7 protein-coding genes and 2 pseudogenes are annotated in these 9,070 nt (G+C 67.5%); 2 read left to right on the top strand and 7 right to left on the bottom strand.

All coding sequences use genetic code 11. From position 1 onward, the window contains the following. Positions 1–203 (top strand): polysaccharide lyase family protein (locus AC31A1_RS15335; RefSeq protein ID WP_489653843.1); only part of this gene is annotated, 203 nt, incomplete at its 5' end. Positions 204–270: 67 nt separating this feature from the next. On the opposite strand, the gene AC31A1_RS15330 is transcribed toward AC31A1_RS15335, so the two are convergent. From AC31A1_RS15330 to AC31A1_RS15305, 6 genes and pseudogenes are all read right to left on the bottom strand, one after another. Further along, positions 271–1,224, bottom strand: a complete 954-nt coding sequence (locus AC31A1_RS15330) for a MerR family transcriptional regulator (protein WP_489653842.1) — start codon at positions 1,222–1,224, stop codon at positions 271–273. 266 nt (positions 1,225–1,490) lie between these two features. Further along, a complete protein-coding gene (locus AC31A1_RS15325) occupies positions 1,491–3,209 on the bottom strand; it encodes a glycoside hydrolase (RefSeq protein WP_489653841.1) in 1,719 nt (572 codons plus the stop codon). Between the two features lie 216 nt (positions 3,210–3,425). After that, positions 3,426–3,697, bottom strand: a pseudogene (locus tag AC31A1_RS15320) (transposase); the annotation flags it as partial. A 305-nt stretch (positions 3,698–4,002) separates the two neighbouring features. Further along, positions 4,003–4,431 carry a GNAT family N-acetyltransferase gene (locus AC31A1_RS15315; protein ID WP_489653840.1) on the bottom strand — a complete coding sequence of 143 codons (429 nt, stop codon included), beginning with the start codon at positions 4,429–4,431 and terminating at the stop codon, positions 4,003–4,005. After that, a pseudogene (locus AC31A1_RS15310) lies at positions 4,431–4,571 on the bottom strand (XRE family transcriptional regulator); the annotation flags it as partial. The pseudogene AC31A1_RS15310 and the gene AC31A1_RS15315, both read right to left, overlap by 1 nt. Beyond that, positions 4,572–5,726: a right-handed parallel beta-helix repeat-containing protein gene (locus AC31A1_RS15305; RefSeq protein ID WP_489653839.1), complete on the bottom strand. Its 1,155-nt coding sequence runs from the start codon at positions 5,724–5,726 to the stop codon at positions 4,572–4,574. A 248-nt stretch (positions 5,727–5,974) separates the two neighbouring features. Between AC31A1_RS15305 and AC31A1_RS15300 the strand changes: the two genes are divergently transcribed. Continuing rightward, positions 5,975–8,203: a glycoside hydrolase family 43 protein gene (locus AC31A1_RS15300; protein WP_489653838.1), complete on the top strand. Its 2,229-nt coding sequence runs from the start codon at positions 5,975–5,977 to the stop codon at positions 8,201–8,203. On the opposite strand, the gene AC31A1_RS15295 is transcribed toward AC31A1_RS15300, so the two are convergent. After that, a complete protein-coding gene (locus AC31A1_RS15295; protein WP_489653837.1) occupies positions 8,200–8,991 on the bottom strand; it encodes an HAD family acid phosphatase in 792 nt (263 codons plus the stop codon). The genes AC31A1_RS15300 and AC31A1_RS15295 overlap by 4 nt on opposite strands. Positions 8,992–9,070 lie beyond the last annotated feature (79 nt).

Below are 9,070 nucleotides of genomic sequence, written 5' to 3'. Positions count from 1 at the left end.
CCACCCAACCCTCGACGCGAGATCTCACCACGGGTTCCTACCGCGGAAACAACCACACGTTCGTTTTCAACGTCCCTTCCAGTGCGTGGAGTTCGGACGCGACGCAGTACAACGTCCTGAAGATCAACGCCGTCAGTGGTTCGACGGGCTCCGGCTTCCTCAGCCCGGGCACGTCGTTCGACTGCATTGACCTGCTGGCCTGAGCCCCCCTCGGTCAGCAGAGCGACGCCCCCGCCGGTGACGACCGGCGGGGGCGTCGTCCCTTGGATCTCAGGGACTCGTACGCCCCGGTGTCCGGACACGCAGAGCCTGGACGGACCAGCCGAAGACGGGAGCCAGGCTCTCCGGAGCCGTCCAACCGTTGACCACCGCGAGCAGTTGGAGATATCGCTCCCTGCGGGGGTCGTTGACGCTCTCCAGCCGAGTCGCGAGCCGGTGGCGGAGCTCGACGCCGTCGGGACGGCCGAGGAGCTGCGCGTAGTGCGCGGTGAACACCGCGACGAACGGATCGGCCCGAGGCGAGGCCGGGTCGATGCCGGCGGTCAGGGCCGGCCCGACCTGGTCACGGACGGCTGCGGCGATGTCGCGACGCGGGCCCGTCGTACCGCCCCGGACCTGATCGGCCGCCAGATCCTCGGCCATCCGCCGTACGAAGGCGCGGAAGTCGGGGTCCAGGGACAGTTCGGCCAACTCCACCCACGCCTGGACCTGTTCAGGCTCCGGGTTGTCGGGCAGTTCGGGGGTCATCGAGCGCATGACCCCGGCGAATGCGGGGACGGCATCGGCGAGCCCGCCGAATACGGCGTCGAGGAAATCGCCGATCAGACGTCGGCGCTCTTCCTCGGAGAGCTGGGCCAGCCGGTGCATGAGTTCCGTCTCCTCAGGTGTGGACCCGCGCTCGGCCACCGCCGTCAGCACCGCGTGCCGCAGTCGCAGGACGCGGATCTGCACGGCCAGCGCTTCGGCGTGCGACGCGGCGACCTCGGGCAGCGAGAGCTCCCGGTTCACGACCTTGCGGATCGTGGAGAGGTCAAGTCCCAGCTCGCGCAGCGTCCTTACGAGGTCCAGGCGTGCGACAGCGTCGATGCCGTACAGGCGATAGCCGGCCGGGCTGCGGTCCGTCGGCGCCACGATCCCGCGATCGGAGTAGAACCGAACGGTCTTCACCGTGAGCCCGGTCCGCCGAGCGAGTTCACCGATCGGGTAGAGCGTGTCGCCGTCCATGCACCCACCTTCAGGTCTCCCCCTACTGGAGACTCAAGCGCCTTCGCCTAAGGACTACTCCCGGATGCTCGCGGCTATGGAGTCCGGCCACCCTGAACGGGGTCGAGAGGCCGAGGTGACGTCGAGGATCGGCGCGGCCGGCGCCCGGAGCCGATCTGCCGTTTGTTTGTTTTCTGACCGCCGACGCCGGCGCGGAGGCCGACGGCCCGGCGCGTACGCCACGGGTGGGTGGCGTCGCTGCCGGGCCGTCAGTCACTCACGCGGTCTCACTTCCCGTGCAGACCCCTGCGGCGACGTCCGCGAAGCACCAGCAGGCCGCCGGCGGCGATGACCAGCAGGCCACCGAAGGCGCTGTACGTGACAACAGCGCCGCTCGCCCCGGTGGAAGCCAGGTCGCCAGACGGGCTGCTCGGGGTCGCCTGGCCGACGGGTGCGCCGATCCCTCCCTGCGCACGGGTGCCGATCGTGCCGGAGGAGGAGACAACCGGCGTGGGGGCGGTCGGTGTGGCGGCGGGCGTCGGCTTGTCAGCTATGGCAGTCCCCGACGCGGGCTTCATCTGAAGAGTCGTGATCGAGTACGGCGGCAGCGTCTGTGCGACCGCCGTGCCCCGCTTCGCCGTCGTCAGGGCGGTGCCTCCCTTGGCGTACGAAACGGTCGTGACCGCCCCTGCGGCCGGGGTGAATCCGGCGTACGAGAGCGACACCTGCGCCGCGTTCTGCGGGCTCTTGTTGGTCAGCATGACGTTCAGACCGCCGGTGCTGTTCCGCACCGCGTGCACAGTGACCGACGAGTTGCCCGAGGACGACTTGACGATGGTGTCGCCAGGCTTCGCCAGCGCGGTCAGCGAGCGGATGCCCCAGTAGGTGGGGAAGGTTGTGTCGCGCGGCGGTTGGCACTTCCCCCCGGCGCAGGTGCCGGCGGAGAGAATGCCCCCGTCCTGGTAGTCGGTCTGGCCGTTGACGGTGGTGGGTGCTTGGTCCGTGCCGTTGTGCAGGTTCCACCAGTCCACGTGGGTGGCACCCTGCTCGAACCAGGTCATGTAGGTGTCCGGCGCGAACAGGGCCGCGGCCTGGCTGGTCAAGGCGGGCGAGCCGACGCCGTCGGTCTCGGTGACCGCGATCTCCACCGAAGCGGCGCGCGAGCCCGCGTACTTGGCGATCAGCGAGCGCAGCTCGGACGTGGTACCGGCGATCCGGGAGGGGGTGTTCAGCAGGTCGGCCGTGGTGGTGCCGCCCGGATACCAGTGGACGATGACGAAGTCGATCGACTTCGCCGCGACGGAGAGCACCGTGTTGTTCCAGTCGGCGGTGTCACCGGGAGCCTTCTCCTTGTCCGGCCAGCCGCCGGGGGTGGTGAGCACCGCTCCGATCTTCACCGTCGGGTCCACGGCCTTCATCGCCTTCGAGTAGGCGACCAGGTTCTTCCCGTACTCCCTCGGGCTCTTGTCGGCGTGATTGTCGATTTCCCAGCCCTTGCCGTTGCCGTAGTGCCCGTTGCCGTAGACCTCGTTGCCGATCTCCCAGTACTTCACGCCGTAACCCTTGTCGACGTTGGAGTACTTGACCCAGTCGGCGGCCTCCTGGGGGGTGCCGGAACCGTAGTTCGCGGTCAGGATCGGCCGGGCGCCGACCTTCTTCGCGGTGGCCATGAAGTGGTCGAAGTCGGTGTTGGAGGGGATCCAGCCCTTGCCGTCGCCGGAGGTGTGGGTCTTCCAGTGGTAGTCGTCCGCGCCGGAGCCGCCGGGGTAGCGCAGCTGCCGAACTCCCGCCGCCTTCATCAGCGATGTCACCTTGGCGTCCCCCATGTGCTCGTCGCCGAAGCCCGTGTTGAGGCCGACACCACTGCTGGGCACCGTGCCCAGGGAGGTACCGGCATCCACACGGATGCGGACGGTCGGCGCGGCGCCCGCGCTGGGCGCCAGGGCGCCGACGCCGACCGAGGCGGCGAGCACCGCCACCGCTCCCCCGACCAGACGCCGGCGCATCCGGCTACGGCGGGGCGTGCGTCCCGGAGACATCGGCTGTTCGGCGGGTCTCGGATTGTCTGGTGACACGTAATGCTCCGATCAGGGTCTTAACACAGAGGGCGTAGCGCCGCTGACCAAGGCTCGCCCTCGTCGGTACACGCCTAAGTGGCCACTCAGAGGGGAAAGGTTGCCGCCTCAATCGTTCTTTCGACGGTGTCCAGCCGAGTGGTGTAGTCACTGGTCGAGCTGATTGGGGTTCTGCTGTGGCGGAAACTGGCGATCGTCCACGGCCGGTTGCGTCGTGAGGAGTTCGGCCATGGGGGCTATGGAGGCTTCGGAGAGGTCGCGGCGGTCGAAGACCTGCCACTCGTCGTGGAGTTCGGCCAGGACCGCGGCGGCCAGCCGGTCGAGGGCGGCAGGGTGGGGAAGACCTGGACGACGTCGGCCCGTCGTTCGACCTCCCGGTTCAGCCGCTCCAGAGGACTGGTGGACCAGATCTTCTTCCAGCGGGCCGAGCGTTGACGTCACTTGATGCTTGACGGTTCCGTCCTCGGTCTGCTGTCTGCGGCCAGCAGGTCCAGGTCGGCATGGTCCAAGCCCGCACCGTGGTCAGCGTCGAGGTCACCGACACCACCCTGCACGTCTTTGGCCACGACGGACACCGCCTGCGGACGGTGCCCCGCACAACGGGCTAGGAACCGGAAAGCATCAAGCGACACACATCCGTCAAAGCTCAACTGAACCTGGACACCGGTCTAAAGAGGACGGTTCCATGCGTTCTGGGCCTACGCCAGCGGCAGTTCGGCCAGCATCACCGCAGCGCCTGGACGCGGGGGTGTTCGACGTCCACAAGGAGGACACCCAAGTCCTCCGGCCTCTCCTCCAGCAAGGCCCGGGACAGCAGATCGGCAATGCCCTGCTTCCGGTATGCCTGGCGGATGGCCAGTTCGGAGTAGGCGAAGGTCAAGGTCTTCTCGGGCGCCGGCTCGACGTAATCGCGCCACCACTCCCGCCCCTCAACCGCCGGAGCGCCATACGCGAACCCGGCGGCCGTGTCCCCGTCCCACGCGATCACGCAGGAGTAGCCCTCGCGTGAGCCCCACTGGTCGACGAACCAGGGGAACTTCTTGCGGAACTCGTCCGGCCGCTCGCCCTTGGCATCCGCGTGAATGTCGATGATCGTTTGCCGGATCTCCGGCAGGTCCTCACGGCCGTAGCGACGGACGTCCAGGTCGCCCATCAGGCTCGGCTCCATTCGGATCGGTAGCGGTCTCCCCACTCTCGGGCGATGGACGCGTCCGGCGCAAGAGTGATCAAGTCCCGGTAGAAGTCGCCGAGAAGGGATCGCATACGGCCGGGGATCGGGTGGCCGGACATCAGTCAGTTCATCGTCGCGCCGATCGTCGTAGACCCCGTCGTCAGAAACGTCGTCGACGGCAACGTCCCGCTAGACGACCGCGCCCCGTACGCCGCGGTCGCGTCCGTCGACTTGAACGACGGAGTCGCCACCCCGCTGTCCCAGTTGTTCGCCGCGGAGACCGCACGCGAACCCAGTGTGTCCGAACCCCCCTTGTTGCCGACGGCGAGGTTGCGGGCGAGGCGGGACTTGCTGGTGGCGAAGAAGAAGCCGGCCTCGGTGTTGGCGTAGGCGGTGTTGCGGTTGAGGATGATCGCGCCGGTGTTGGAGTTCTCGGTGAAGCCGTTGAGGGTGTTGTCCCAGGCCGCGTTGTCGTTGACGACGTGCGCGACCGAGGCGCCTCCGCCGCCGAGCTTGAAGCCGTTGCCGTTGCCCTCGAAGGCGGAGTCGTTCCAGCGGTTCTTGCCGTTGCCGTAGGCCCAGGAGTGCTCGATGGTGATCGGCGAGGAGAACTGCCAGAGGTCGAGGCCGTCGTCGGAGTTGTTGTAGAGGCGGGCGCCGGTGACCTTGTTGCCGGTGCCGGAGCCGAACTTGATGGCGATGCCGTCGGCGTTCTGGCCGTGTCCGGCGGCGTCGTAGTTGCCGTAACTGTCCAGGTTCTGCACGAGGTTGTCGGTGGTGCCGTCGCCGCGCAGGGTGAAGCCGGAGTCGCCGTTGTTCGCGGTCACCAGGTTCTTGAAGATGCCGCCGGTGGAGGACGTGGCTACGAATCCCTGTGCCGGGGAACTCTGGAAGGTGAGGTTCTGGACGGTCCAGTAGTCGCCGTAGATGCCGGCCAGCCACTGACCCGCGGGGAGCTTGGAGCCGTCGATCTTCACCTTCTCGGTGCCGTACGCCTTCAGCGTGATGCGGGCCGAACTGGTGCCGTTCGCCGTGGACTTGAGGGTCGCGGCGGGGGTGTAGGTGCCGGCGCGGACCTGGATGACTGTCCCCGCCGTGGCGTTGGCGACGGCCGACTCCAGTTGGGCGGTGGTGGACACGGTGACCGTCGACGAAGCGGCTTGCGCGCCACCGCTGTTGAGGCCGAGGTAGACGCCGCCCGCCCCCGCGGCGACGGCCACCGCGGCGGCGATCGAGAGGGTGCGGGTCCTGCGGTGGCGTCCGGTGCTCGTACGCACGGCGTTTGTTCCTTTCCTGGATGACGAGGACGAAACGGGCCGGAGGGGCCGCCCCGGCCCGTTTCTGGTTCCTGGTCGCCGCCGTGCCGGAAAGGGTTGCCGCGCGCACGGGAAAAGACACGGGAGGAGAAGCGAAAGTTTCGCTCCGCCTCGCCCCACCCGCACCGATTGACGCACCGCACCCCACTGATGACACTCCGAAGGCACAGCCACTCAACAGAATCCCCCACACCCCCACAGGATGTGCCATGCGCCCCCGCACTGCCCGCACCCTCCTGCTCCCCTTCCTGGCCCTGGCCACCCTTCTTCTCGCTCTGCTCGCCGCCCCGCCCAGTACCGCGCACTCAGGAGCACCGCCCGTGACCCACCCCAAGTACGCCGGCTATCTCTTCGCCTACTTCACGGGCGAGGGCACCGCCGACGGCGAGCAGATCCGCTACGCCCTCAGCCGCGGCAACGACCCGTTGCACTGGCGGGAGTTGAACCAGGGCATGCCCGTCCTGACGTCGACGATCGGCGAGAAGGGGCTGCGCGATCCGTTCGTGATCCGCTCCCCGAAGGGCGACAAGTTCTATCTCATCGCCACCGACCTCCGCATGTACCGGAACAGCAGCGGGAGTTGGGACGACGTCCAGCGGCACGGCAGCAAGTCGGTGATGATCTGGGAGTCGACCGACCTGGTCCACTGGACCGACCAGCGGCTGGTGAAGGTCGCCCCGGACAACGCGGGCAACACCTGGGCGCCGGAGGCCTATTGGGACGACTCGCTCGGTGAGTACGTCGTCTTCTGGGCGTCGAAGCTGTACGCCGACGACGACCCCGGCCACACCGGTTCGACGTACAACCGCATGATGTACGCGACGACGAAGGACTTCCGCACCTTCAGCGACCCGAAGGTCTGGGACGACCCCGGTTACTCCGTCATCGACTCAACTGTCGTGAAGTACAAGGACACTTACTACCGCTACACCAAGGACGAACGCGACCCGTCCTCCAGCTCCCCCTGCTCGAAGTTCATCACCGGCGAGAAGTCGGCCTCGCTGACCTCCACGTCGTACGACTTCGTCTCGGAGTGCATCGGCAGCGGTGCGATCGAGCGCGGCGAGGGCCCGACGGTGTTCAAGTCCAACACCGAGAAGAAGTGGTATCTGTTCGTCGACGAGTACGGGCTGCGCGGCTACGTCCCCTTCGAGACCACCGACCTCGGCTCCGGCAGGTGGACCCCCTCCACGGACTACCAGCTCCCCGCAAGTCCCCGGCACGGCACGGTACTTCCGGTGACGCAGGCGGAGTACGACCGGCTGCTGGCCGCGTATCCGGCGACACCGACGTCGGTCGTGGACGCGACCGTGAATGGACAGGAGGGGTACGCGGTTGTCACGGAGGCCGCGTCGAAGGTCGTGCTGCCGATGCAACCCGGCGCGGATCCACGGCACTTGGCGCCGAGCCTCGCGATCGGCGCGGGCGCGAAGGTCAGTCCGCCCTCCGGTACGCGACGGGACTTCCGCGAGCCGCAGTCGTACACGGTCACGGCGGCGGACGGGACGAGCCGTACCTGGACGGTGGAGGCGGTGCCGACGCGAAGTCCCGTGCTGCCGGGGCTGACCGCTGACCCGGACGTGCACTACCTCGACGGGCAGTACTGGATCTACCCGACGAGCGACGGCTACGCGAACTGGGGCGGGACGAGCTTCAAGGCGTACTCCTCAAGGGACTTGGTCCACTGGCGGGACCATGGAGTGATCCTCGACCTGGGGCCCGATGTCACCTGGGCCGACAAGAACGCGTGGGCGCCGGCGATCGCGGAACGCGACGGGAAGTACTACTTCTACTTCTGCGCGGAGCAGCAGATCGGGGTCGCGGTGGCGGACTCCCCCGCCGGCCCCTTCAAGGACGCCCTCGGCAAACCCCTTGTGGCGAAGGGGGGTTCACTGAGCGGCCAGATGATCGACCCGGCCGTCTTCACGGACGACGACGGGCAGTCGTATCTCTACTGGGGCAACGGGCACGCGTACGTGGTGCCGTTGAACGACGACATGACGTCGTACGACGCGACGAAGGTGAAGGACATCACGGCGGGTGACTTCCGTGAGGGGTCCTTCGTGGTGAAGCGCAAGGGCACGTACTACTTCATGTGGTCCGAGGACGACACCCGCAGCGAGAACTACCACGTGGCCTACGCGACGGGACCGTCCCCGCTCGGCCCGTGGACCGAGCGGGGCACGATTCTGTCCAAGAACCCCGAGTACGGCATCCTCGGCACCGGCCACCACTCCGTGGTGAACGTCCCGGGGACCGACGACTGGTACATCGTCTATCACCGGTTCGCCCTGAACGGGCCGGGAAAGCCTGGTGGGGACGGCACGCACCGGGAGACCACCATCGACCGCCTGCGGTTCGCGGCGGACGGGACGATTCAGCCGGTGGTGCCCACCCTCGGGTCGGTCAGCCCCGTACGGACGACCCGTACAAACTAGCTGACGAAGTAGGTCGGGTTGGGGATCTTGTACGTCTTGTCGGCGTAGCCCCCGTCGAGGTCCGAGTACTGGTCGCCGAAGTTGGCGATGATGTTGTACCCGAGGTCCTCGATGTGCTTCCTGGTACCGGACTTGTACTGCACGGTGGTGCAGGTCCAGGTGCCGGCGGTCGCACAACTGCTCAAGTACGACGGCGGGTTGTCCGCGTCCTTCAGGAACATGTGGTCGGCGTCGAGGTTGACGTCGGCGCCGACCTTCTTCAGGTTGTCGACCGCGTAGGTGCGCTGCGACTCCTTCAGACCCGAGTTGTAGAAGACCGTGACGCCCTTGGACGCGGCGTACTTGACCAGCTCGGGGGTGCCGAAGACCTCCGGGCGGTTGGCCTGGGCGACGTACGCGGCCCAAGTGGCCGAGCTGTAGCCGTAGTTGTTCTTCTTCTCGTAGTCGAGGCTGAGCAGCAGCGTGTCGTCGATGTCGAAGACGACCGCCGGCTTGGCGCCCTTGTGGTGCTTGTGGACGGCCTCGTCGATGTACTTCTTCGCCGACGCGTCGATGCGCGCCAGGTCCTTGGCGTACGGGCTGGTCGCCGAGGCCTGGTACACGCCGCTGCTGTCGAGCGTGGTGCCATAGTAGGTGTCGATGTCCTTCGTCAACAGGCCGATGTTGTACGGCTCGTGCGTCGAGTTGGCCGTCGACTGGCCGGCGGTGGCGACGCCACCGCCGTACAGGGCGGCACCGGCGACGACACAGGCGGCGCCGAGGGCGGCCGCTCTAAGGGACTTCCGCATGAAATCTCCGGATCTGGTTCCGATGGGTGATGCACCAGGTCAGGGACTGTCTACGCGCATCACACCTCAGGCGCGAGGG

It is taken from the genome of Streptomyces sp. P5F9 (assembly GCF_057961495.1).
The sequence above is the reverse complement of the archived record's forward strand: the minus strand, read 5'-3'. Positions and strand labels throughout refer to the sequence as shown.